The organism is Klebsiella sp. 141153, assembly GCF_032601995.1.
In the GTDB taxonomy this organism is placed as follows: domain Bacteria; phylum Pseudomonadota; class Gammaproteobacteria; order Enterobacterales; family Enterobacteriaceae; genus Klebsiella; species Klebsiella aerogenes.
This window is the reverse complement of the sequence record NZ_JAQIRJ010000014.1, coordinates 15,748-40,805: the sequence shown is the minus strand read 5'-3', so window position 1 is coordinate 40,805 and position 25,058 is coordinate 15,748. Positions and strand designations below refer to the sequence as shown.

At 48.8% G+C, this 25,058-nt stretch carries 21 protein-coding genes and 1 other RNA gene; 12 read left to right on the top strand and 10 right to left on the bottom strand.

All coding sequences use genetic code 11. From position 1 onward, the window contains the following. Positions 1-131: 131 nt before the first annotated feature. Positions 132-5,084 carry an AAA domain-containing protein gene (locus PGS10_RS22255; RefSeq protein ID WP_047028082.1) on the top strand — a complete coding sequence of 1,651 codons (4,953 nt, stop codon included), beginning with the start codon at positions 132-134 and terminating at the stop codon, positions 5,082-5,084. Next, positions 5,081-6,517: a hypothetical protein gene (locus tag PGS10_RS22250; RefSeq protein WP_045347906.1), complete on the top strand. Its 1,437-nt coding sequence runs from the start codon at positions 5,081-5,083 to the stop codon at positions 6,515-6,517. The genes PGS10_RS22255 and PGS10_RS22250 overlap by 4 nt, the downstream gene beginning before the upstream one ends. A gap of 317 nt (positions 6,518-6,834) precedes the next feature. On the opposite strand, the gene PGS10_RS22245 is transcribed toward PGS10_RS22250, so the two are convergent. Next, entirely contained in the window at positions 6,835-8,754 is a 1,920-nt protein-coding gene (locus PGS10_RS22245; RefSeq protein WP_139154344.1) for a hypothetical protein, read from the bottom strand. Positions 8,755-8,778: 24 nt separating this feature from the next. Here PGS10_RS22245 and PGS10_RS22240 point away from each other — a divergent pair, with 24 nt between their 5' ends. The 3 genes from PGS10_RS22240 to PGS10_RS22230 all read left to right on the top strand — a co-directional run bounded on the left by PGS10_RS22240 (position 8,779) and on the right by PGS10_RS22230 (position 11,517). Further along, positions 8,779-9,000, top strand: a complete 222-nt coding sequence (locus PGS10_RS22240; RefSeq protein ID WP_038416542.1) for an AlpA family phage regulatory protein — start codon at positions 8,779-8,781, stop codon at positions 8,998-9,000. A 30-nt stretch (positions 9,001-9,030) separates the two neighbouring features. Next, positions 9,031-10,539 carry a DUF3987 domain-containing protein gene (locus PGS10_RS22235; protein ID WP_063844037.1) on the top strand — a complete coding sequence of 503 codons (1,509 nt, stop codon included), beginning with the start codon at positions 9,031-9,033 and terminating at the stop codon, positions 10,537-10,539. A 300-nt stretch (positions 10,540-10,839) separates the two neighbouring features. After that, entirely contained in the window at positions 10,840-11,517 is a 678-nt protein-coding gene (locus PGS10_RS22230) for an inovirus Gp2 family protein (protein ID WP_316423508.1), read from the top strand. Between the two features lie 87 nt (positions 11,518-11,604). Here PGS10_RS22230 and PGS10_RS22225 read toward each other — a convergent pair whose 3' ends face one another. The 4 genes from PGS10_RS22225 to smpB form a co-directional block, all read right to left on the bottom strand. Next, positions 11,605-12,078, bottom strand: a complete 474-nt coding sequence (locus tag PGS10_RS22225; protein ID WP_032733613.1) for a hypothetical protein — start codon at positions 12,076-12,078, stop codon at positions 11,605-11,607. 201 nt (positions 12,079-12,279) lie between these two features. Then, complete coding sequence (locus PGS10_RS22220; RefSeq protein WP_063844035.1) at positions 12,280-13,521, bottom strand: integrase; 1,242 nt, start codon at positions 13,519-13,521, stop codon at positions 12,280-12,282. Between the two features lie 202 nt (positions 13,522-13,723). Beyond that, positions 13,724-14,086, bottom strand: a transfer-messenger RNA (tmRNA) gene (gene ssrA, locus PGS10_RS22215). Between the two features lie 143 nt (positions 14,087-14,229). Beyond that, positions 14,230-14,712, bottom strand: a complete 483-nt coding sequence (smpB, locus tag PGS10_RS22210) for an SsrA-binding protein SmpB (RefSeq protein ID WP_015370247.1) — start codon at positions 14,710-14,712, stop codon at positions 14,230-14,232. A 153-nt stretch (positions 14,713-14,865) separates the two neighbouring features. Between smpB and PGS10_RS22205 the strand changes: the two genes are divergently transcribed. Together PGS10_RS22205 and PGS10_RS22200 are read left to right on the top strand one after the other, a co-directional pair. Further along, the gene (locus tag PGS10_RS22205) at positions 14,866-15,303 is read left to right on the top strand and encodes a type II toxin-antitoxin system RatA family toxin (RefSeq protein WP_015370248.1); all 438 of its coding nucleotides are present in this window, start codon (positions 14,866-14,868) and stop codon (positions 15,301-15,303) included. Next, positions 15,293-15,583 (top strand): RnfH family protein, encoded by a 291-nt coding sequence (locus tag PGS10_RS22200; protein WP_015370249.1) that lies wholly within the window; start codon positions 15,293-15,295, stop codon positions 15,581-15,583. The genes PGS10_RS22205 and PGS10_RS22200 overlap by 11 nt, the downstream gene beginning before the upstream one ends. Positions 15,584-15,646: 63 nt before the next feature. Here the strand turns inward: PGS10_RS22200 and bamE are convergent, their stop codons facing one another. The 3 genes from bamE to nadK form a co-directional block, all read right to left on the bottom strand. Further along, positions 15,647-15,985, bottom strand: a complete 339-nt coding sequence (gene bamE / locus PGS10_RS22195; protein WP_047044418.1) for an outer membrane protein assembly factor BamE — start codon at positions 15,983-15,985, stop codon at positions 15,647-15,649. Between the two features lie 147 nt (positions 15,986-16,132). Continuing rightward, the gene (gene recN / locus PGS10_RS22190; protein WP_047044422.1) at positions 16,133-17,794 is read right to left on the bottom strand and encodes a DNA repair protein RecN; all 1,662 of its coding nucleotides are present in this window, start codon (positions 17,792-17,794) and stop codon (positions 16,133-16,135) included. An 86-nt stretch (positions 17,795-17,880) separates the two neighbouring features. Then, the gene (nadK, locus tag PGS10_RS22185) at positions 17,881-18,759 is read right to left on the bottom strand and encodes an NAD(+) kinase (RefSeq protein WP_015370252.1); all 879 of its coding nucleotides are present in this window, start codon (positions 18,757-18,759) and stop codon (positions 17,881-17,883) included. 123 nt (positions 18,760-18,882) lie between these two features. Between nadK and grpE the strand changes: the two genes are divergently transcribed. Continuing rightward, positions 18,883-19,473, top strand: a complete 591-nt coding sequence (gene grpE, locus PGS10_RS22180) for a nucleotide exchange factor GrpE (RefSeq protein ID WP_015370253.1) — start codon at positions 18,883-18,885, stop codon at positions 19,471-19,473. A 103-nt stretch (positions 19,474-19,576) separates the two neighbouring features. Here the strand turns inward: grpE and PGS10_RS22175 are convergent, their stop codons facing one another. Together PGS10_RS22175 and PGS10_RS22170 are read right to left on the bottom strand one after the other, a co-directional pair. After that, complete coding sequence (locus PGS10_RS22175; RefSeq protein ID WP_026612238.1) at positions 19,577-20,863, bottom strand: HlyC/CorC family transporter; 1,287 nt, start codon at positions 20,861-20,863, stop codon at positions 19,577-19,579. Positions 20,864-20,880: 17 nt separating this feature from the next. Next, positions 20,881-21,672, bottom strand: a complete 792-nt coding sequence (locus tag PGS10_RS22170; RefSeq protein WP_015703199.1) for a cytochrome C assembly family protein — start codon at positions 21,670-21,672, stop codon at positions 20,881-20,883. Between the two features lie 166 nt (positions 21,673-21,838). On the opposite strand from PGS10_RS22170, the gene ffh reads away from it, so the two are divergent. From ffh to trmD, 4 genes are all read left to right on the top strand, one after another. Then, positions 21,839-23,203: a signal recognition particle protein gene (ffh, locus tag PGS10_RS22165; protein WP_020078159.1), complete on the top strand. Its 1,365-nt coding sequence runs from the start codon at positions 21,839-21,841 to the stop codon at positions 23,201-23,203. 238 nt (positions 23,204-23,441) lie between these two features. After that, positions 23,442-23,690, top strand: coding sequence for a 30S ribosomal protein S16 (rpsP, locus tag PGS10_RS22160; RefSeq protein ID WP_015370257.1), 249 nt, complete (start codon positions 23,442-23,444; stop codon positions 23,688-23,690). Positions 23,691-23,708: 18 nt separating this feature from the next. Further along, positions 23,709-24,257 carry a ribosome maturation factor RimM gene (rimM, locus tag PGS10_RS22155; protein ID WP_015703198.1) on the top strand — a complete coding sequence of 183 codons (549 nt, stop codon included), beginning with the start codon at positions 23,709-23,711 and terminating at the stop codon, positions 24,255-24,257. Between the two features lie 31 nt (positions 24,258-24,288). Next, a complete protein-coding gene (gene trmD, locus PGS10_RS22150) occupies positions 24,289-25,056 on the top strand; it encodes a tRNA (guanosine(37)-N1)-methyltransferase TrmD (RefSeq protein WP_008806092.1) in 768 nt (255 codons plus the stop codon). Positions 25,057-25,058 lie beyond the last annotated feature (2 nt).

Genomic DNA, 25,058 nt, shown 5'->3' with positions numbered 1-25,058 from the left:
TACTTCCAGAGAGAATAACGGCGATAGTGGGCATTGTTTACTTAAACTACAAAGCACTACTGAGAAGATTAGTCAGGATCACTAGATAAATCAGTTTGAAGTCCTAGGGGGGGATTCCGTTGGAAGTAGAAATGTGGGATGGCGGTTTACAAGAGCAGGAAGTGGCAGCTATTGAGAAAATAAAGGCTGCGTTTTCGGATAATTTATCCAAGTCTGACAAGCCTGTTCGTGGAGGTTCTATTGGCGAGCAGCTACAAAGATATGGTTATACCGGCAACGGAATGTTCCCCTGGAAAGGTTATGCAGGTTTTCGTTTTGTTGAGGCAAAAAAAGAAGGTGAATTTGATTTAGTCATTGTTACGCATTGTAATGTGATCATTGTTGAGTTGAAGGACTGGAACCATCAACCCGTAACTGCGCGCGGAGAGACTTGGTATAAGGGTGATAAGAACATGGGACGCTCGCCGGTAAGCGTGACCCGTGGCAAAAAGTTCACGTTGGACAATAAACTCAAGCGTCTGGCAGACCGTTTTACGAACAAAGGCTATGTTCCATTTGTACATTTTTTTGTTGTGATGACTGGCAATGCGGACTTCAGTGAGTTACCGGAAGAACAACTTCACCATACAATCTCGTTAACAGATTTTCTTAAATTTGCTGATCGCAACACATTCAACAACTACTTCAGACCCCATCCAGGCTCCCAGGTTCTAAACAAAGATTTTCCCCTTTTTGATAACCTTTTCTTAGGGCCTCAGACAGCGCCAAAAACCCTGAGGGTTAATGGCTTCGAAGCTAAGGATATGATTTTCGAACATCCTAAAAAGGTGTATCAGGAATACCTGGCAAAATCAGAAATATCAGCAAATAGCGAAGCATTACTCAGAATATGGAATTTCCGGAACATCCAAGGGACGAAAGCGTACACGCCGGAAGGAAGAGCTGAGATCGTTTCACGTGAGCGCGAAGTGTTACAGCACATCAATCACCAGAACCGTGACCTGTATAACCACTGCCTGAGGTCTCTGACGAGTTTTCAGAAAGACGAGGTGACGGCAGAGTACTGCGAAGTCTATGAGCTTCCGCCGGGCCATGTCAGGTTTAATGAATTTATCGGAAAATATGGCAAGGCCTTTTCTGATATGGACCGTTTGAATGTGGTCAAACTGCTCATCGCGAAATTTAGCGATCTCCATGAGATGAAAATTGCGCACAGGGATATAGCCGATCACAGCCTGTGGATTTCACCTTCAAAAGAAGTCGCACTTTCGAACTTTATTTCGGCATACCACCGGCCAGCCGGAACGGTCGGCGATTACCGTAAGCTTTTATCCGTAGGCGCAGTCGAGGTAAAAGATCTGCTTGATGAGAGCGAGCTTACGCCTTTTCAGCAGGATGTTCATGCCCTGGGCATTGTAGCGTGGCACTTATTAAGCGGTAAGCGCATGTCGCCTAAGAGTCTTGAGACAGTACAGGACAATATGCTAAATAGTCAGCACTGGTATTCAGATGTATTACTTGATGCCGTTGCAGCAAAATTTGTTTCCGCGACTGAATTCTTCGATGCCCTGAAACAAGCCGAACCTGCGGGCAATGCGATCCCTACATTTGATGATACTGAGCTTGACCCTTACCGGCATGCTATCAATCACTCTCGCCAGTACCGGGAAGACGATGACTTTCTGGTAGAAACATCCGACAAAGAAGTCTATATCTCGGGTGGAAGACTCGTGAAGGCCTGGCTGAACGTTGGGGGGCAGGGAGACGATCCTTCAGTAAACTTCCAGGTTATGAAGTTTTTAAAACAGGTTGAGCAGCTTTCTTTAGTTAAACCAACGTATCTGCCTCAAATTCGTGAATTCGGTATCGCATCCAAATCATCAAGTCTGTACATGGTCACGGATCAGGTTCAGGGAGAAACCTGGGATAAAATGGTCGTCCTGAATGATGAAAAAATCGACCTCATTGATAAGTTTGCCGCCGCCGTTGAGCACTTACACAGTCTGGGTGTTTCTCACGGGGACATCCACCCTGGCAATGTGATGCTTGGGACACAGAGTCGTTCGCTTTTCCTCATCGATATCCCCGATTTTTCACCGTCCGGTGACGAACCTAAAAACCACAGCTACAGCCCTGAATACATCGATAATTGTACTTCTTTTGAACGCGACAACTATGCAGTGATGAAGATGTCCTGCGAGTTGTTAGGCATGTCATGGGGGCAGGAATCAGACATTTATCCGACTATTGCGAATGCCATCCGAGCAGAGCTGGAAGATCCGGTTTTTGGGTTTAAGGATTTAGGTCGGTTTAAAAAAGCGATAGACAGTAATGACCAGGCACCAGAACAACCCCTGATAGATATCACTGTAGGAAACACCGATGAAATAATCTCTGTCCTGCCTGATAACGGGCATCTGTATGTCAAAGTTGAGCCAAATCCTAAAGCGCCAGCTGAAGTAAAAGTGACTTTCACCGGGATAGGTGGCAGTTTTACTGCAGTGTTCAACAAAGAGCAGAAGACGCTGATTCATGGTTTCAGGCCAAGGGCTCGCGCCACAATTCGTAAGCAAGATATTGATGAAAGTCAGTTCGAAATTGGTACTGGCATCAGGATTATTCCCGGTAGACCGCAGGATATGTCGGCGTTGACAGTATTGCTTAATGAAGAAGAATCTTTTACGCGGGCAATCGAGTTGATTGCCGCTCCTGAAGACGTTCAGGAACAGGATCCGCTTACGCTTCAGCTAAAAGATGCCTTTGCAAGACTTGATAAGCAAGCGCTTGAACCTGCTTTAAAAGAAGTGCTGGAAATCCCGACGGTGAAGCTGTGGCGCGCCATTCTGGATACTGAAACAGAATCCTATCCAAACATTGAAGTCAGCGGGGAGGTGGTCCCGGTTGCAGATGCTCATGGAGAGCTTCTTCTCCCTTACTCTGCAGACGTTGATCCACTTGGCGCTTTCAGAAGTAGTGATGAAGTCGAAGCCTTACAGGTCGATCAGGAAGGTGTTGAGCGATTTATAGGTGAGGTGTCACTTAAGAAGTCAGAGCTCAAAGAGATCCGCTTGGTCAAAGTGCGTTCAGCAGCCTACAGGCTGAAGGATTCTGATATTGTCTTCTTCCGTACAAGGCAGGATCGGGCATCGTATCAGAAACGTAAACGCGCATTGGAACGTCTCCTAGATCGAGAAAGTGTGCTGCCTGACTTAATTGACCTGTTCGACCCATCCTGCAAACAGATGGCTCAAAATTATGGTATCACTCTCAGCGATGACGATTTTGCCAGATACGACCGTGAAGATCAGCACGGAAACAAGATCAGTCTAAATGAACAGCAAAGAAAGGCGTTTAACAAACTGGTCAACAATGGCCCTCTTTCCCTCCTGCAGGGGCCGCCGGGGACCGGTAAAACCGAGTTCATCGCGGCCTTTGTCCACTACCTGATCGAGAAACAGAATACCAAACGCATTTTACTGGTCAGCCAGTCACACGAGGCTGTGAATACAGCAGCCGAGCGCATCAGAAAGCACTGTTCCCGGCTTGGTACAGAGCTGGACGTTGTCAGGTTCAGCAACCGGGAAGGAGCCGTTTCCCCTGGCCTGAAAGATGTGTATTCAAACGCAATCACAACTGAGAAGCGCGAACTGTTCAATGCTGAAATTAAGTACCGTGTTGAAGCGTTGAGTGAAGCCATTGGTCTGGAACCGGGTTTTATTTCGGGTGTTGTACTTGCTGAGCTCAGGTTGTTCAGACAAATCGATCACCTTGAGAAATTGCTCTATCAGGTTAACGATTTAACGGATTCAAAAGAGATTGGTGAACTGAAAGAAATTGCAGTCGAACTCGATTTTTCCATCCGCTCCAGGCTGAGTCAGGAATATGGGATTAACCTGGACAAAGGCGCGAAGGTCTCTGCAGCAAAAGACATTCTGATTTCCAAGCTGTGTACTGAGTATGGTGTCAGACCTGATGAGGCAAGACGAGTAAAGGCATTAGCTAAAATATCCCGTGATATGCAGGATGCTATGTCGGGGGAGCGAGTGAACCTAGACGAGTTTTATTCGCGCTCCAGGCAGTTAGTGGCTGGTACATGCGTTGGTATTGGACAGGGGCACATTGGCATTCAAGAGAATATCTACGACTGGGTGATCATTGATGAGGCGGCGCGCTCGATTGCAAGTGAACTGGCCATTGCAATGCAGTCAGCCCGACGCGTCCTGTTGGTGGGTGACCACCTGCAGCTTCCCCCGTTGTACTCAGATGCCCACAAGGCGGCATTAGCGAGGAAGCTGGGTATCAATAACTCCCGCACTGAAATTGACGAGGTATTACGAAGTGACTTTGCCCGTGCCTTCAACTCTGCTTATGGTGCGCAAGCGAGTGCAGCTCTGCTGACCCAGTACCGTATGGCTCCACCGATTGGTGATCTCGTATCGAAGACGTTCTATGACAGGAAGCTTCTGAATGGAGAACGGGCAATTCCGGATGTCTATCAGCACGCTCCAGAAGCGTTATGTAGCGTCGTAACCTGGCTTGATACTGCTAATCTGGGCCACCGGGCACATCATCTTGAAGATCGCGGAACAAGCATTTACAACCGATGTGAAGCTGACGAGATTATTTCTGTACTTAAACAGGTGTCAGAGAATGAAGAATTTGTCGCTCAGCTTTCAAAGCTCGTTAACAAAGATGAAGCCGCTATCGGCGTGATATGTATGTATGCCGAACAAAAGCGGTTGCTCCGTCAGAAATTCAATCAGGAAATCTGGAGCGAGGGATTTAAGGACATTGTTAAAATTGACACTGTTGACAGTTATCAGGGTAAGGAAAACCGGATCATCATCCTGTCACTGACGCGTTCGGATAAGCAGCATAGCCCAGGTTTCTTACGAGCTCCAAACCGTATAAATGTTGCGATGTCACGCGCAATGGATCGCCTGTTGATTGTGGGTAATGCCGATATCTGGAAGGGAAACAATAAAGAACTGCCATTAGGCTCAGTTGTAAGTTATATGGCTGAACGAGGTCAGGAAGCTGGATACAGGTTCCTCTCCGCTCAGCAGGGAGGCAAAAAGAAATGATATCTGATAACAAAGTAACCTATCACGAGGTTGACTTCCTGCTGCCCGCACAGAGGTTTAACATTCAGTTTTCCTATGTTTCCCAGAAGGGGCTGCCATTCATCCGAGAGTTTGTGCTAAGACTTGTTCATGTAGCCTCGATGAGCAAAGCACAAATAGCAACCTATTTCGGCCTGACCCACCGTGAGACAGAGGAGGCGATTTCGGATCTTGTGCAGCGTGGCGAATTGACGCTCTCCTCAGACGGCAGACTGACTTTAACCGACAAATCAAATGGCTATTTTTCTGAGGTTGGCGAGATACCGCACCTTTCAACTATCCAGGACAGTGGTGGTACCTTATCCTTTGATTTAGCCACATTTAGCTGCTTCAGCAACCAAACTTTCCAGGACCACTGGAGGGGAGGGTTAACATTAAAGGTTGATGACAACAACGTTTCTCAAAGTGAGAAACTGGTTGAGAAGCACTTTCAGTACCAGTTTAATCAAATCCTGGATAAAGGTTTTCTGTCTCACTTGCAGGTTCAGGGCGGAAAAGAACAACCTTCTATCTATACAGTTAATTCTGTTAATAAGCTGCGGCAAATACCGCTCCGTTTAACAACGGAATTTAAAATGGATAACGATGGTAAGGCTGTCGAGCGTGAAGACTATGAACAGTTAAACAGTTCGGAATGTGTTCATGAGTTAATGGCTGTTGAGATAGCTAGGTTATCACGGCATAACAATACTATGAGTATTTTTAAGGCCATGGTATCCATAAACGATGACCTTACGCTTAAGCTGTTTGACTCTAAAACGAATCAACTTAATCCATTATTTATCAAGGATATGCAGGCGCTGGAAGAATACTCAGACTCTGGCAGGACGACTTTTTTAGGCCCGGTTTATTCTAAAAACAACTGGGAAAAGCTGCAGAAAGCTCTGGCACCGGTGCTCAATCAGCGTATCAGAGACAAAACCGATTATGGCGGTAGCCCGTTCGTCTGGGTAGCTCCATCAGATCCTTACTGGTCAAAGAGCGTCCGATTTATCTCAAGCCTGAGCGATTTTCTTAACAGGTCGGCTACGAAGGATAAGCGGCTGTATAAACCGGTGCTGTACGTACCCGTCCAGGATGCAGTTGATGCCCGGGTTGCCAGACAGTGGAAGCATGAACTTGGGCAATTCCACGCGTGCGCTAAAGGGCTAGTAGAAGGACTGTTAGATGGTAATGTTGAGATCCTTCATCTTGAGGATGAGTTATCTGCCGTTATCTATCATATTTCTCAACCAGAAACGCTGCCTGTGACGATGCCATTGGGCTTCATTACAACTAACAAAGATGCAATTAAGATTATTGGTGCGCTGATTACTGAATATATCAAAAGCACCTCTGGTTTTGATAAGCCTCATGACTGTGGATTTCTTTCTTCAATAGTTGAAAAACATTGAAAGGATGATAATTTGCTTTTTTTTGCCTAAACCACCTCCATAGGAGGTGGTGATTAATGGCACTATTAAAATATCGCTTAAAGGGATCGGGTAGCATCTACGACTTACGAAATGGTTGTGGCTCATCGGCATATCGCGATTCGAGGTTTGTATGATATCTGTAACGAACTAGGTGAATATTGTTTGAAGGCTATAAAATAGCCAATATATGGGAGTAGTATATTTATCATAGAGTTGCGAGCAGAAAAATAAAAAATTGAAACACACATCCCTGCTACAGCTGCTACATGTAGCAGCTGTAGCAGGGATAAAGGGGGTCACTCATCATATTTGAAAAGCTCACTGCTCAGGTCGTGTATTAGCGCCATTTTTTGAGCTTTTTCACCTTCAGCTAAAGGCTTAATTTGACCTTCTCTCTCATTAACAATTCTGATAGCCTCAGCTAAAAATTCTCGCTTAATTACACGCTCATCTGAATTACCGACAAGTCCGTAAATATGCACCAACTTCTCCCCAGGCAGTGTCAGGTAAGGTTTAATATAATTTAGGTTAAGAATGCAGTTATACAATGTAAATTCATTCAAATAGCTTACGAGATTTTGTCTGCACTCCCGAACGGTTAATATTTTCTCATCTATAATTAACTTGGCCAGTTCTTCGCTATTAATAACTTTCTCGGTTTCATCAAGCCGTTTATTTATTTTGCCCAATGCAAATTCAACTTCATCCAGAATACCTGTAATAGACTGTGGGTGGATGGCAGAAAGTTCAAGCTCGTTGTAGAAACTTGTCATCTGAACCATGTTATTATACTGTTTTATCGCACTCATTATTATCAAGTTATTGGCGCACATTACTAATATCAAATCGGGTTGTTTAAATTTGCGAACGATATTGACATGATCAGTAAAAACGCCGCGATACGTTAAAATTGTATTTATATCTGAAAGTAACTCTCCATTTTTTATCGTATTTCCATTTAATTTGATGTTAAGAGCTAACTTGATAGTACTAATAGCCGCTGAGATAAAACCTGGAGGTAGCTCATTAATTGACATTGCATTAGCTTTTTTATTTGCCTCGTTTAAATCGTCTATACAAATGTTATGTATTATTTTAGATAGCGTCAGATAAGGTGTCAGGACAACTGAGTCTGGAGAATTTTTAAGGTTGATAGCCAACTCTATCAGATCTAATTCAGAAAACAGGTCACCTTTAAGAGAACTGAAAACAAGATGCCAAATGACCTTGATATCCAACCATGTATCTTCGTTTATCTCTATCGAATAAGGTTTGGTCGCTTTCTTCTGAAACTCTTCTATTACAGATTTCAGCAACCGCTCATCGAAGTTTTTCGATTCATAAAGATATTGATGTAATGCCAAATAATAGCTGTCATTCAGACCCTCTACCTGATAAAGGGTTCGGTAAAAACTGGAAAGGTGTTCAGTCAACCCAATCTTTCGTTCCAAAGCCAGCAGGACTCGAAGCGAAGAGTAAGCTACTTTAAAATCATCCAGCTGACCTTTAATTTTGTTAAACTCATCCTCGTCTAATGTTATTTGGGAATATTCGATGCATTCATCGATGGTACTATTCATCCATGATTTTATAGGTGTGCTGTTTTTTCTGATATTTCTTATATATTCAGACAGTGGGCTGAGAACTTTTTTATAACTCCCGTCAGGTGACTTGATAAGATCCCTTAAATAGTTTTTCACTCCTTGTAGGATATCCCTTCCATTATTTTCCAGTGTTGGGCAATGCTCACTCAACAAAAAACTATGTATATGAAAGTAGAATCCGCTGTTATTAGTGGTGTTAAAAGTTTTGTGTATATCAAGTGCTAAGCATGAAGAAACCCCGAGCTGAATATAACGTTCGAATACTTGGCTCCGGGTCAGAGTGCTGAACACGGGATAAGACATGATTTGATTATAAAACATTTCGTATTTGTAGAACAAACTACGACGTTCTTCTTCACTGAATACCCTTTCTTTATCAATTATTCCGATTATCTCATTATAGCGCTGATTAAAAAACGCCTGATGACGCCAAAAACTTCCATATGCTCGTATATCCCGCTGTTTACTCCCTTCCCTGAATACTCCCAAAATCTGACAGACGTCGTACATCAGTTTTGCAAATGCATGTGCCACTGAACTTCCTCCGGTTGGTTTCCATTTTTCTACGCGGACACTATCCCAGATGCTATGGCAAATTTCTAATCCAGCCAAAGACATCCAACAGGAGAAGTGAAAATGTCGAACGTTAGTGCACCAAAAACACACCCGCTACGCATCCTGCGCATGACTGAGTTGACGGCGATTCTTGGGATCTCGCGCTCAAGTATCTACGAAAAACTGAATCCTAAATCCAGGTATTACGATGCTGAGTTCCCCAGACCGGTCCGGCTGGGGGCTGCCTCTGTCGGCTGGCGATCTACTGCTATTGACGAGTGGATCGCTTCCCGAACCGTTTAATTTTTTTGCAAAAAAATAAAGGATGATGCAATGAGCAACAAAAATGAAATTAATCATGAACTTAACCTGAAGTTTGATATTCTACCACGTCATATCAGGCGATGGACTTTGTACCTACACCACATCACAGGTGTGGCGGTTGAGATTATCGTCGTTACGTTATTAGCATTTTTGGGGTTAGCCTGCCAGGATCTGTTTTGCGTTCAGTTGGGCAATAAACAGCGATTTCCTCTGGCGTTATATCTGTTATTGCTCTCCAGGTCTGGTAGTGGTAAGTCAAGAATATACAGGTTGCTCAAGATCCCTGTTGAGCAACGGGAGCGGCGATTTGAAGACGAGTATTGTGTCGAGCTTGAGGAGTATGAACGAAGGGTTATTATCTGGCAGGCTGAGTTTAAAGTATTAAATAAGCTTTACAAAAAAGCACTGAGTCAGGGGGGAGATACGGCTGAAACACGCAAAAAACTTGAAGAGTGTATCAGCCGCCAGCCGCAGAAACCAGTAAGGAAATCCATTATTTTAACAAACCCGACAAGAGAAGCGCTCACTAAAGAAATCGGGATGGGGTATCAGAATAAAGCTCTTTTTAACGATGAAGCAGCAGGTGTGTATACGAGTAGTTTGTACAACGACCCCACACCTTTCAATACATTCTGGTGTTGGGATAAAGTCACCATTAACAGGGTATCACGGGAAAGCTTTGTTATTGAAAATTATGTATTTTCATCTTTATTAATGATGCAGCCTCATCCGTATGACAATTCCAGCAAACGGAAAAGGGCCAGTATCAGATTCACAGGATTGCTGGCTCGTACCCTGATGATAGATATGGAGCAGATTACAAAGCCATACACCATCAATGAGCACAGTGCCAGGGATGAAAGCCTGCTTCAGGAGCTGTATTCTGTCATGTCACAACTTATGGACGCCGGTGTTAAGCGAAGAGAAAATGGCGATGAGTATATTGCACTTACCCTTGCTCCGGACGCGCAGGATCTAATGGATGAAACGTCGTTGAGTTTGCAGCAGCAGATGAAGCCTGGCGGAGCCTTGTATCACTATGATGATATAGCCGCTCGTTTTATCGAGCAGAGTCTCAGGATTGCAGGTATTTTTCAGGTTACTGGTGACCCTGAATCGACAGAGATTGTAAGGGAAAATCTGTTGTCTGCTTTGAATCTGACTGACTGGTTTGTAAATCATTCCATTACAAAAATTGATTCCACAAGAGAACTTAGTGATGAAGAAAAAATATTATTCTGGCTGGAATCGCATCTTGTAGAAAATGGCTCTTACGATTTCAGAAGAAACGACATTATCAAAAATGGCCCAGGATCCATCAGATGCTCTGAGCGGCTTATACCAGCACTGGAAAAGCTTAAATCGAAAGGAATGGTGCAGTTATTCGAAGAGGCAGGTATCAATTATGTCAAATTTATCGGTTCAACAATGAACCCTGTCGAACTTGCAGCTAAGACCAATACGCCAATACACCAGTCCGGATCACTGACACTGAGCAAGCTGGCTAAACCTGAATAACTTCAGAGTGATTTTTATGATTTATCAACGAGTTATATTGCTCGCAAACCCTGGCTGGTTGCGGGTTAGAGTGTCTCGAATAATATCATTTCTTAGTTTTGGTTAGTCGGTATATGTAATATATATCCTTATTATATATCCTTATTAACGTATGCCTGGATACCAGTTAACTAATAGAACCAATCACTATACCAGATACCAGCATAGATAATCCATCTCTGTGAGAGGAACTGTACGCCTAATCACATGGGTAGCCCACTGCTACCCATTAATCAACAAATATTACCTGAGTAATTTATTATGAAATTACCTTATGAGTTATCTGAAAAAGAATTTGAATCCCTGCTACTGGCAGCAGAAAAGAAATATGACTCCCGGATATCACGCTATATGCTTCGTCGATCACTTGCTGTGATATCTGATTATCTGGAAAACTATAACCGGGTATTCGCATTACGTGCTGATCTGAGGTTTGCTCAGTCCCATGTGCCAGGAGAGCCAGATATGCCGACATGCTTTCAGAAAGATGATGAGAAAGCCATCACTCGGGCTATAGAATCCCTTAAGAGTCAGCTAAGGGAAGAGCACAAGCGTTCTGGCAGGGCTGGTGAGTCTTCGCCACTCGGCTATATCTGGGCCAGAGAGCGTGTTACCGGGGAACATCCTCACTACCATCTGATTCTGCTGTTTGACAAAGAGGTTTATGCCTATCTGGGGAATTACACTGAATCTGATGCTGATAATATGGCGACCCGTATTCAGAAAGCCTGGTGCAGCGCCATTGGGCTTGATTATCCTGAATATGCTTATCTCCCGCATTTTCCGAAGAATCACAGCGCGTGGTTCACTCGGGATGATGCGTTAACGTTAAGTGGTGATTATTACGACTTCCTGCTACGTGTTGCTTACCTGTCAAAAACGTACAGTAAAGATTCCCATGACGGTTATCGTAACTTTGGCACTAGCCAGTTAATATGACGGCAGCTGAGAGGCCTTTAGAGCTTATGATGCAGACTTGCCGATAAAGCGCAGGTCTACATCTATTTCTTGATTCTATTTCCACCATCACCTGACAAGCTGGCGATAATCACATTCCATCTCATCGATGAAATCATCACCGATTGTCGGAAAGCCATAGCTCAAATGCTCTTTCCCTTTAATTTCAAATAAATTATAGAGATAGCTATCCTTTTGGTTAGCGACGTGAACAGGCATAAAGGGCCTGTTTCTTACGATATTTTCGTTTAGTTTACGGGCGTTGATGATGTTGTATTGATCTCCGGTGATATCAATAACGTAATCTTCCACTTCCAGCCAGAAGTGAGTTATTGCGCCATTTTTACCGGTGACTCCAGTGACCCCTTTCAATTCCAGTTCGGGCCATAATTGCAGAAAGTGGAAGGAAAGTAACATTGAGCAAAGCTTGCAACTCATTACCGGGAAGCCGTGAGGTACAAGGTAGGTTGTTGACGGATCACATGTTTCGAGTATCTTTCGAAACCTATTCGCCTCTTCACGTGCAGTCTCAATGGTAAACAATATTATCCCCCCTGATTTAGCATATGAGTGTTTGTAAGCATACGTACCAATGGCAGGCTCCTTAGGATTTATTCTTCGTAGTATGAGTCAATGCTGTCCGGTCGAATCATACGTGAAGCCTAGGGAGTTAGACTTTATATAACAGGATTGCACCATTACCGCACACTCCTGTTTTTCGCTTGTGTGGATTAAGAATTGGTCTTATCCAGTGAGCTTTAATGTTGTTAATTCAACGTCAGTGAGTCTGCCACTATCTGCCTTTTTCACAAAGTAAGCCCACCACTGCATCATCGGACGACGTTGCTCAAGGTAATCACTGCGGTTGTAAGCGCGACGTACCTCATTTTTGTCTACATGAGCCAGTGCTGCTTCAATGACATCAGGCGGGAATCCTTCCTCATTGAGTGCCGTACTAGCGATAGAGCGTAAACCGTGTGATACGAGTACGCCTCCTAAGCCAGCACGCTTAAGTGCGGCATTAACTGTTTGGCTGTTCATTGGCTGGGTTGGTTTGATGCGACTGGGAAAGATAAACTCTCGGCCACCACTGAGTGACTTCATCATTTCCAGAATAGAAAGAGCCTCATCCGATAGTGGAACCGTATGGTCTCGGTTCATCTTCATACGAGCTGCTGGAATTTTCCATTCTTTAGCACTGAAATCGATCTCATCCCATCGTGCCTCAGTGGCTTCGGCAGGGCGGGTAATGGTGAGAAGCTGCCACATGAACAAGCACCGCGTTGACATACTGATACTTGCCGTACGCATTGTTTGCATTAACTGTGGAAGCTGATCCGGACGGATACTCGGCATGTTTTTCTTTTGCGGTTTCTCGAACGCTTTTCCGATATTTACACTGGGAACTGCATCAATCAGGCCTGTGTTCTGCGCATAAATCATGACTTCGTTAATACGCTGACAAAGGCGGCGAACAGTCTCTAATGCACCTCTGGCCTGAACCGGCTGTACTGCTTTAACCAGAGTATGAGCCTTAATCTCAGTGACACTAATATCACCGATTGCCGGGAAAACATCTCTCTCAAGCGAGCGCCAGATATCGTCGGCATAGTCCTCTGTTACGCTGGCTTTCTTCACATTCCACCAACGCTCGGCAACTAACAAGAAGGTGTTGGTTTTAGCCTCTTGAGAATTCCTCACCTGTTCTTTCTGATGTTCCTGAGGATCAATATCTTTTGCCAATAAAACTCGAGATTCGGCTCTGAGTTTACGCGCATCAGAAAGTGAGACGGCAGGGTAGGCACCGAAGCTCTGCTTGGTTCGCTGCTTGGTCAGAGGTCGGTAGTAACGGAACTGCCAGAGCTTACTACCGCTGGACTTGATTAACAGAGTAAGCCCGTCACCATCATACAGCTGGTAATCGGCATCTTTAGGTTTGGCGGCTTTGATTTCCGTATCGGTTAACGGCTTGGTTTTTCTTGCCATGGGAGTCTCCATGCATTTAGGCCCAACGAAAACAATAGAGCTTTTCGTTGGGCCTATCAATGGGCCTAAAAGGTTCGGATTTAATAAGTTCTCTTCGGACTTCGCAGGACAAATTGAGGGCACAAAAAAGCCCGCAGGGCTTGCGCCGTGCGGGCTCTTAGGACTTCATCGGATGACTCTGGTAATCACCGATGGAGAATTTTGGTGGAGCTGGCGGGAGTTGAACCCGCGTCCGAAATTCCTACATCCTCGGCACTACATGCTTAGTTTGTCTTTACATTCGCACGCCAGCTGCGGACAGACACGCCACTAACGAACTAGCCTGATTAGTTTTAGCACTTCAACCCCAGGCAGGGCATCCGCGCGATCTCTTTTGGGTTTGACCTCTCTTGATCCCCGTCCTAAGAGCGGAGGCTAGGGAGAGAGGGCTCTAAGCAGGTTATTAAGCTGCTAAAGCGTAGTTTTCGTCGTTTGCGACTATTTTTTTGCGGCTTTTTACGAGGCCAACCGCCCCTCGGCATGCACCTTGGGTTTCGCGAATCCCGTCGAATCCAGAATCAGCCCCAATGTGTACTTGAAGTATAACAGATTTGTGAAGGTGGTTACCAGCCCCCGAAACGAGGATTCTGGCGGCATATCGAGTGAAAAAGCAGCGACAACAGCAATATAGCGTGGGGCCAGGGGGAGCTGGCCCGCAGAGGGAGGGAATTACCGCCCGGCGTTCTTCATGATGCGCGCCTTATCGACCGCCCATTCACGATCTTTCACGTCGGTGCGCTTATCGTGCTGTTTCTTACCTTTCGCCACGCCGATTTTCACCTTGCACCAGGCGTTCTTCCAGTACAACGACAGGGCGACGACGGTATAACCTTCGCGGTTGATGCGGCCGTATAGCGCATCGAGCTCGCGCTGATTGAGCAGCAGCTTGCGGGTACGGGTCGGATCGCAAACGTAATGCGTGGAGGCGACCGCCATTGGCGTAAAGTTGGCGCCGAAAAGATAGGCTTCGCCATCTCTCAGAATGACATAGCTATCGCCGATGTTGGCTTTGCCGGCACGCAGAGATTTCACTTCCCAACCCTGCAGCGCGAGGCCTGCCTCGTATTCATCTTCGATAAAGTATTCATGACGGGCGCGTTTATTCAGCGCAATGGTGGCTGATCCAGGTTTGTGGGCTTTTTTCTTAGTCATAATGTCCTGAAGTCATCGCTAGTTCTAAACATTGTTACCTCAATCCTTCCTGCGAGGCGTAATGGGCTATCTTAGCACGAGTTATGGTACAGCGTTTTTTTTAGCAGCAGATAAATGATATTATTTGTCCCGTGTTTAAATGTGGAACCTGCTATGCCTCAGATTAGCCGTACTGCGCTGGTGCCTTTCAGCGTGGAACAGATGTATCAACTCGTAAATGATGTGAAGTCCTATCCCGATTTCCTGCCTGGCTGCACCGGTAGCCGAGTGCTGGAGGCCGGGCCGACGCAAATGACGGCGGCGGTTGATGTGTCCAAGGCCGGCATCAGCAAGACTTTCACGACGCGTAATACGCTGACCGATAACCAGAGTATCCTGATGAGCCTGGTCGATGGGCCGTTCAAAAAGCTGATTGGCGGCTGGAAGTTTATTCCGCTCAGCCCGGATGCGTGCAAAATTGAGTTTCATCTCGATTTTGAGTTCACCAACAAGCTGATTGAAATGGCTTTTGGTCGCATCTTTAAAGAGCTGGCCGCCAATATGGTGCAGGCGTTCACCACGCGCGCCAAAGAGGTGTATCGTGTCGGCTAATATTGTGGTTGAAGTCGCCTATGCGTTGCCGGAAAAACAGTACCTGCAACGCGTGAAGCTGCAGGCTGGGGCAACGGTCGAGCAGGCGATTATCTCCAGCGGTATTCTGGCGCTGCGTGAAGATATCGATCTGGCGAAGAATAAAGTCGGCATCTACAGCCGTCCGGTCAAGCTGCATGACGAAGTCCATGATGGCGACCGCGTAGAGATTTATCGCCCGCTGATTGCTGACCCGAAAGAGCTGCGCCGGCAGCGGGCTGAAAAGCACGCTGAAAAATAAGCGGGAATGCACAATTAAAAAAAGCGCTCATTGAGCGCTTTTTGCATTTCTACTGGCCTGAGATTACTTGGTCAGCGCCGGTTTGTTATCAATGTTGGTTAACACACCGCTGCTGTCGAAGGTCAGCGTCAGGGTCTGCTGGGTCACTTTCTCATGGCCCGGCTGCTGGCGGAAAACGTAGAACCAGGTGTTGCTACCAAATGGATCTGACATCATCGGCGTACCCAGCGCATAAGCAACCTGCTGTTGTGTCATGCCGACACGAATTTTTGCGACATCGGTTGGTGCCAGATAGTTACCCTGGTTGATATCAGGACGGTAAACCACTCGTTCCAGAGTGGAACAGCCTGCGGTCAACATAAGGAGAACCGCTGCGGCAGCAGTCAGCGTTTTACAGCGCATAGTGATTTGATTCCTTTTTGGGCCCGAGCAATACGTGGCTCATCTGTAATATGCCGATAATAATAGACCTTTGCCCGGTTGGGAACCTTCGACTGCAGGTCTATTGGCAATTTGCTGTTCACTATGACTCTGTGAAAATCAAAAAGTTTACGCCGCAAGCAACTCTTTCGCGTTCGCCAGGGTGTTGCGGGTCACCTCGCTACCGCCCAGCAGACGGGCCAGTTCCTGCAGTCTGGCGCGTTTATCCAGCGCATGCATGTGCGTCTCGGTCATCTCGCCATCGGTCTCTTTGCAGACAAAGAAATGATGGTGACCACAGCCAGCAACCTGCGGCAGGTGAGTCACGCACATGACCTGCGTGGATTCTCCCAACTGGCGGAGCAGTTTGCCGACCACCGCCGCCGTCGGGCCGCTGATGCCGACATCGACCTCATCGAAAATCAGCGCCGGAGTTTCCATTTTACGGGCGGTAATAACCTGAATAGCCAGTGCGATACGCGACAGCTCGCCGCCGGAGGCCACTTTAGCGATCGGCTGCAGCGGTTGCCCCGGGTTGGTGGTGACGCGGAACTCAATATGGTCGGCGCCTTCGGCGGTCAGATGGCGTTCATCAAAGGCGACATCAATGGCAAACACGCCGTGTGGCATAGAAAGTGAGTGCATACTTTCGGTTATCAACTGGGTGAGTTCATCGGCGCTGCGCTGACGCAGGGCGTGCAGTTCTTGCGCCGTTTCCAGCGCCAGGCGGTGATGCTCAATGACCAGTTGGCTCAGCGACTCCAGCGAACCGGCGCTGTCGTCCAGCAGGCGCTGCTCATCCAGCATGGCCTGATAGAACGCCGGCAGCTCTTCCGGAGCAATCTGATGCTTACGCGCCAGCGCAATCTGCCGGGAAATGCGCTGTTCCAGCTCGAACAGACGGTTAGGGTCGAGATCGAGACGGTCATTGTAGTGGCGCAGCTCATCGGTCGCCTCGCTGAGCTGAATAGAGGCTTCTTCCAGCATATCGAGCACGCTGGAGAGTTTGCTATCCATACCGACCAGCTCGCTAACCAGCTGTTTAGCGGTATAAAGCTGGCTTTGCAAATTGGCCTCTTCGCCGTCGGCCAGTACCGTTAACGCATGCTGACAGGTACTGAGCAGCTGGCCGCTGTTGGCCAAACGTTTGTACTCTTCGTCTATCTGTTCGAACTCGCCCGGCAGAGGATTAAATTCGTTCAGTTCTTTGAGCTGGTATTGCAGCAGGTCTGCGCGGGCGGCGCGCTCCTGGCTCTGCTGCTGATGCTGAGCCAGCTCCCGGCAGCTCTGGTGCCACTGGCGGTAGCGTTCCGCCATGCGCTGAGTAAGCGCATACTCACCGGTATAACCATCGAGCAGGGTTTTCTGATGTTCGGCTTTGGTGAGTAACTGATGGGCATGCTGGCCATGGATCTGGATAAGCAACTGGCCCAGCTCGCGAAGCTGAGAAAGAGGCACGGCGGTACCGTTGATAAAACCGCGGGAGCGACCGTCAGCGCTGATCACGCGGCGAAGTAAACACTCACGCCCGCTCTCCAGTTGGTTCTCTTCCAGCCAGCGCTGGGCGGCAGGGGTATCTTTCAGCGCGAAGCGCGCGCACAGGTCGGCACGGCTGGCGCCGCGGCGCACCATGTCAGCTTCGGCTCGGCCGCCGAGGCACAGCCCCAGCGCGTCGATGGCAATGGATTTCCCGGCGCCGGTTTCCCCGGTAATGGCGGTCATGCCACTGTGAAAATCAATTTCCAGTTCACGAACGATAGCGAAATTGCTGATGGTGAGTTGCGCCAACATAGCTGCCTTCCTGTATGAAAAAACATTACTGTGTTTTCGTACAGTATAAACTGGTTTTTTATCCAGTAAAGAGGCAGCTTGTAAAATCAGAACAATTTTTTCGACCAGCCCAACTTAGTGCTTAATGTATTGAAATAACTGTAGTCTTTCGGATGAATCAGATTGAGGTGATAATCACAGCGGCGGATGAGCACATCTTCGCCGTCCTGAATGGGGAGCGCAATCTGGCTGTCGCAGCTGATTTCCAGATCGTTGCAGCGCTGCGAGAAGCGCAGGCGAATGGTGCTATCGCCGTTAATCACCAGCGGTCGCGCTGATAGCGTATGCGGGAACATCGGCACCAGGGTGATGGCGTCCAGAGAAGGCGTGAGAATAGGGCCGCCCGCAGAGAGCGAATAGGCCGTCGAACCGGTAGGCGTGGAGATGATCAGGCCGTCGGAGCGCTGGGAGAAGGCGAACACTTCATCGATATAGACTTCGAACTCAATCATGTGCGCGACTTTACCCGGATGCAGCACCACTTCATTAATAGCCGTGCTGATGCGCTTCTGGCAGTCATGCTGGCATACCTGGGCTTCCAGCAGAAAACGTTTTTCTGCGATATAGTGGCCTTCGAGTACGTCGGCCAATTGCTGAAGCGCGTTATCCGGGTCAAGGTCGGTAAGAAAACCAAGATTGCCGCGGTTAATGCCGATGACGTTGATGTCATAGCGCGCCAGCGTGCGCGCCGCGCCGAGCATATTGCCGTCGCCGCCGACCACCACCGCCAGATCCGCCTGCTGGCCGATTTCCGCCAGCGTGCCGGTTTTTACATTGCTAAGCTGGAGTTCATGGGCGATTTGCTGCTCGACCAATACTTCATAGCCTTTGCCGCATAGCCAGCGCCAGAGCATTTCATGTGTGGTCAGGGCGGTTGGGTGACGAGGGTGTCCCACAATGCCGATACACTTGAAATGGTTCTTCATGATCTGGATGTCCTTGGGTTAAATGAATGATGACAATCTGTCTGCTTCCCTTGAATCCCGGAAACTGATCCCCATAATAAGCGAAGTTAGCGAGATGAATGCGAAAAAAACGCGGAGAAATTCATGAGTAGTAAAGAACAGAAAACGCCTGAGGGGCAAGCCCCGGAAGAAATTATCACGGAGCAGCACGACAACGTAGAGGCTGTAGAGCCTGAGGTTTCTGCTGAGCAGGTGGATCCGCGCGATGAAAAAATTGCGAATCTGGAAGCACAGCTGGCCGAAGCGCAAAAGCGTGAACGTGATGTGATGCTGCGCGCAAAAGCGGAAGAAGACAACCTGCGTCGTCGCACCGAACAGGATATCGAGAAAGCGCATAAATTTGCGCTGGAGAAGTTCGTCAACGAACTGCTGCCGGTTATCGATAGCCTGGATCGCGCGCTGGAAGTGGCTGATAAAGCTAACCCGGATATGGCGCCAATGGTTGAAGGGATCGAACTGACCCTGAAATCGATGCTGGACGTCGTGCGTAAGTTTGGCGTTGAAGTGGTTGCCGATACCAACGTACCGCTGGATCCAAACGTGCACCAGGCCATCGCGATGGTCGAGTCTGACGATGTGGCTGCCGGCAACGTGCTGGGCGTGATGCAGAAGGGTTATACCCTGAACGGTCGTACTATTCGCGCCGCGATGGTAACCGTCGCGAAAGCGAAGTAATTCGTTAGTTCGCCAGTAACGGCTGCCTGCGGGTGGCCGTTTTTATTGGCTTTAAATAAAATAACGGCGAACCGAAGTTCGCCGTTATTCTTTGCTGGCTGCGCTATTCCGCCACGCTTTCGCGTAATGATTTCACCGGCATCACCTTCACCTGCTTAATCATATTGTCCTGTACGTCGAGAATATCGATATCATACTGTTCGATACGTACGCGGGTTCCAGGGACCGGGATTTCTTCCAGCGCTTCCAGAATGATGCCGTTAACGGTACGCGCGTCGTCTTCCGGCAGATGCCAGTTGAACGCTTTGTTGATTTCCCGCACGTTGGCGCCGCCGTCAATAATTACCGAGCCGTCATTAAGCGGCGTCACTTCTTCGGCAAGGGTTGGCGACATTGAGGTAGTGAAGTCTCCCACGATCTCTTCAAGAATATCTTCAACGGTGACCAGTCCTTGAATATCACCATATTCATCGACCACCAGACCGACTTTCTTTTTATTACGTTGGAATTTCACCAATTGCGTGCTGAGTGGCGTACCTTCTGGCACAAAGTAAATCTCATCTGCCGCTCGTAACATGATCTCTTTTGTGAACTCTTTCTTTTCCGTCATCAGACGATAGGCTTCACGGACGCGCAGCATGCTGATGGCATCGTCCAGCGAATCACGATAAAGCACGATACGGCCATGCGGCGAGTGGGTTAGCTGGCGGACTATAGATTTCCAGTCATCGTTGATATCGATACCGACGATCTCATTGCGCGGCACCATGATGTCATTAACGCTGACCTTTTCCAGATCCAGGACCGACAGCAGCATGTCCTGATTCCGCCGTGAGATTTGTGAACGGGATTCATTCACAATCGTTCGTAGTTCATCTTTGCTTAATGCGCCGCTAATGACGTGATCGGTCTTAATACCCATCATGCGCATCAGCACGCGGGTAATGGTGTTCAACAGCCACACCAGCGGCATCATCAGTACCTGTAGCGGCGCCAACAGGAAACTGCTGGGGTAGGCGACCTTTTCCGGATACAGGGCGGCAATGGTTTTAGGTAAGACTTCGGCAAACACCAGCACGACAAAGGTGAGCACGCCGGTGGCGATAGCCACGCCAGCGTCGCCGTACAGACGCATGCCGACGATGGTCCCCAGCGCTGAGGCCAGGATATTGACGAGGTTGTTGCCGATGAGCACCAGGCTAATGAGGCGGTCCGGCTTACGCAGCAGCTTTTCCACACGCTTAGCCGGGCGGTTGCCTTGTTTCGCCATATGACGCAGCCGATAGCGGTTCAGCGTCATCATGCCGGTTTCGGAACCGGAGAAATAGGCGGAGATAATCACCATGATGATCAGCGTGACGATCAGCGTGGTGGTAGAAATGTGTTCCAGGAGAGACTCCTTAGTCTTTAACTAACAAACTGCTGAAGGACGCGGCTGCCAAAATAAGCCAGGGTCAGCAACCCGGCTCCGGCGACGTTAAACCAGACCACCCGGCGGCCGCGCCAGCCTTCGTGGTAGTGCCCCCACAGCAGTACGATATAGACAAACCAGGCCACGATAGACAGCACCGCTTTATCAATATTTTCGGTATTGAACAGGTTGTGCATATAGAACAACCCGGTGCATAGCGTCAGGGTCAGCAGCACTACGCCAACCTGGGTGATATGAAACATTTTACGCTCAATACTCATCAGCGGCGGCATTTCGCTGCTGAAAGCCAGCTTTTTATTTTTCAGCTGGTAGTCAATCCACGCCAGCTGCAGCGCGTACAGCGCGGCGATGATAAGCGTGGCGTAGGCAAAGAGCGACAGGCCGATATGCACCAACATCCCAGGAGTGGTTTCGAGGTGGGTGATGTACTCGTTAGGCACGAAGGTGGCGAAGGCGAGGTTGATCAGCGCGAAGGCGTATACGATAGGTAGCAATAGCCAACCGCGATTACGCGAGGCGACGATGGTCATCACCGTACAGATCATCAGGCTGACCAGCGAGCCGACGTTAAGTAAGCTGAGATTTTGCCCACCTTCGCCGCCGGGGAAAATACGTGACTCCAGCGCGAAGGCGTGGCAAATCAGCGCTATCGTCGCGGAGAGAATCGCCATCCGCCGCCAGCTGCTGTTTTTTTGCAGCAAGCCAGGGATGATCAGCGCAAGGCTGATGGAGTAGGCGACAAGGGCAAGTAGAGCAAACACAGGCATAGGAGCGTCGACTGTTGACTAAATAAGAAAGAGAAGCAGTATAGCGTCACGCGACGTCTGCTCCAACCGTTGCAGCACATTCAGGTTTATGTCGTGTTATACTGCGCCAAATTCGTATTTTTGTGTCGCTGCGGCGACCGACCGTTTCCACCTCAGGCGAGAGACAATGTTTGATAATTTAACCGATCGTTTGTCGCGTACGCTGCGCAACATTAGCGGCCGCGGACGCCTTACCGAAGACAACATTAAAGACACCCTGCGCGAAGTGCGCATGGCGCTGCTGGAGGCCGACGTCGCGCTTCCGGTGGTGCGTGATTTCATCAGCCGCGTCAAAGAGAGCGCGGTAGGCCATGAAGTCAATAAAAGCCTGACGCCAGGTCAGGAGTTCGTCAAGATTGTCCGCAACGAGCTGGTTGCGGCGATGGGCGAAGAAAACCAGACGCTGGATTTAGCCGCGCAGCCGCCGGCCGTCGTCCTGATGGCGGGCTTGCAGGGTGCGGGTAAAACGACCAGCGTCGGTAAGCTGGGTAAATTCCTGCGCGAGAAGCACAAGAAAAAAGTGCTGGTCGTTTCCGCGGACGTATACCGCCCGGCGGCGATTAAACAGCTGGAAACGCTGGCAGAGCAGGTCGGCGTGGATTTCTTCCCGTCCGACGTGGGCCAGAAGCCGGTTGATATCGTCAACGCGGCGCTGAAAGAAGCGAAGCTTAAATTCTACGACGTGCTGCTGGTGGATACCGCCGGTCGTCTGCACGTCGATGAAGCGATGATGGACGAAATCAAACAGGTCCACGCCGCGATTAATCCGGTTGAGACGCTGTTCGTCGTCGATGCGATGACCGGTCAGGATGCGGCGAATACCGCGAAGGCTTTTAACGAAGCGCTGCCTTTGACCGGCGTGGTGCTGACCAAAGTAGACGGCGACGCCCGCGGCGGTGCGGCGCTGTCGATTCGTCATATCACCGGCAAGCCGATTAAATTCCTCGGCGTCGGCGAGAAAACCGAAGCGCTGGAGCCGTTCCACCCGGACCGTATCGCTTCTCGTATTCTCGGCATGGGCGACGTGCTGTCGCTTATCGAAGATATCGAGAGCAAAGTTGACCGCGCGCAGGCCGAGAAGCTGGCATCCAAGCTGAAGAAAGGCGACGGTTTCGACCTGACCGACTTCCTTGAGCAACTGCGCCAGATGAAAAACATGGGCGGCATGGCCAGCCTGATGGGCAAACTGCCGGGCATGGGGCAAATTCCCGATAACGTGAAAGCGCAGATGGACGACAAAGTGCTGGTGCGTATGGAAGCGATCATCAACTCGATGACGATGAAAGAGCGCGCCAAGCCGGAAATCATTAAAGGTTCGCGTAAACGCCGTATCGCCGCCGGTTGCGGAATGCAGGTGCAGGACGTGAACCGACTGCTGAAGCAGTTCGACGACATGCAGCGCATGATGAAGAAGATGAAGTCGAAAGGCGGCATGATGAAGATGATGCGCGGGATGAAAGGGATGATGCCGCCAGGATTCCCTGGCCGCTAATACGCGTCATAATTCAAGCCGCAGATGCGTTGGCTGCGTTCGTTCACCCCGGTCACGTACTTGTGTACGCTCCCGGGGATTTACTCACTTGCCGCCTTCCTGCAACTCGAATTATTTAGCGTATGTAGTTTTGAATTGATTTTTGCACAGAAATCAGTAAAATTTTCGGGCTTTTAATATGACACCGGGCTCCGTTCCTCGATGGGGCCCGGTTGTTTTATTCACACAAGAGGATGTTATGGTAACTATTCGTTTAGCACGTCACGGCGCTAAAAAGCGTCCGTTCTACCAGGTTGTTGTCACCGACAGCCGTAATGCACGCAACGGTCGCTTCATCGAGCGCGTTGGCTTCTTCAACCCGATCGCTACCGAGAAAGAAGAAGGCACCCGCCTGGATCTGGATCGTATCGCTCACTGGGTTGGCCAGGGCGCTACTGTTTCCGATCGCGTTGCCGCGCTGATCAAAGCCGCTAACAAAGCAGCTTAATCTGTCACGGTGGTCATGATGAGCAAGCAACACACCGCACAAGCACCTGTTGATCCGATTGTATTGGGGAAAATGGGTTCTTCCTACGGTATCCGTGGTTGGCTCAGAGTGTTTTCCTCCACCGAAGACGCTGAAAGCATTTTTGACTATCAGCCCTGGTTAATCCAGAAGGCGGGTCAGTGGCAGGTTGTTGAGCTGGAAAGCTGGCGCCACCACAATCAGGACATCATCATCAAGCTGAAAGGCATTGACGATCGTGATGCGGCGAATCTCCTGACTAATTGCGAAATTATTGTGGATTCATCGCAGCTGCCGGCGCTGGAAGAGGGCGACTATTACTGGAAAGACCTGATGGGCTGCCAGGTAGTTACCACCGAAGGCTATAGCCTGGGTAAAGTCATTGATATGATGGAAACCGGGTCGAATGACGTTCTCGTCATCAAGGCAAACCTGAAAGATGCATTTGGCATCAAGGAGCGGTTGGTTCCGTTCCTCGATGGGCAGGTTATCAAGAAAGTCGATCTCGCTACTCGTACTATCGAAGTAGATTGGGATCCTGGTTTTTAAATTCTCCGGATAAACGGTAAAAGACGGCGCTATGTGGATTGGCATAATTAGCCTGTTTCCTGAAATGTTCCGCGCAATTACCGATTACGGGGTAACTGGCCGGGCAGTAAAAAATGGCCTGCTGAGCATCGAAAGCTGGAGTCCTCGCGACTTCGCTCATGACCGGCACCGTACTGTGGACGATCGTCCTTACGGCGGCGGACCGGGGATGCTAATGATGGTTCAACCTTTACGGGATGCCATTCATGCAGCAAAAGCCGCGGCAGGTGAAGGCGCAAAGGTGATTTATCTGTCACCTCAGGGGCGCAAGCTTGATCAAGCGGGCGTCAGCGAACTGGCAACGAATCAGAAACTGATTCTGGTGTGTGGTCGCTACGAAGGGATAGACGAGCGCGTAATCCAAACCGAAATTGACGAAGAATGGTCAATCGGCGATTACGTTCTCAGCGGTGGTGAGTTACCGGCAATGACGCTGATTGACTCCGTTTCCCGGTTCATTCCGGGAGTTCTGGGACATGAAGCATCAGCAACGGAAGATTCCTTTGCTGATGGGTTGCTGGATTGCCCGCACTATACCCGTCCTGAAGTGTTAGAAGAGATGGAAGTACCGCCAGTATTGCTGTCGGGAAACCATGCTGAGATACGTCGCTGGCGTCTGAAGCAGTCGCTGGGCCGCACCTGGCTTAGAAGACCTGAACTTCTGGAAAACCTGGCTCTGACTGAAGAGCAAGCAAAGTTGCTGGCGCAGTTCAAAAGCGAACACGCGCAACAGCAGCATAAACATGATGGGCAGGCGTGAGC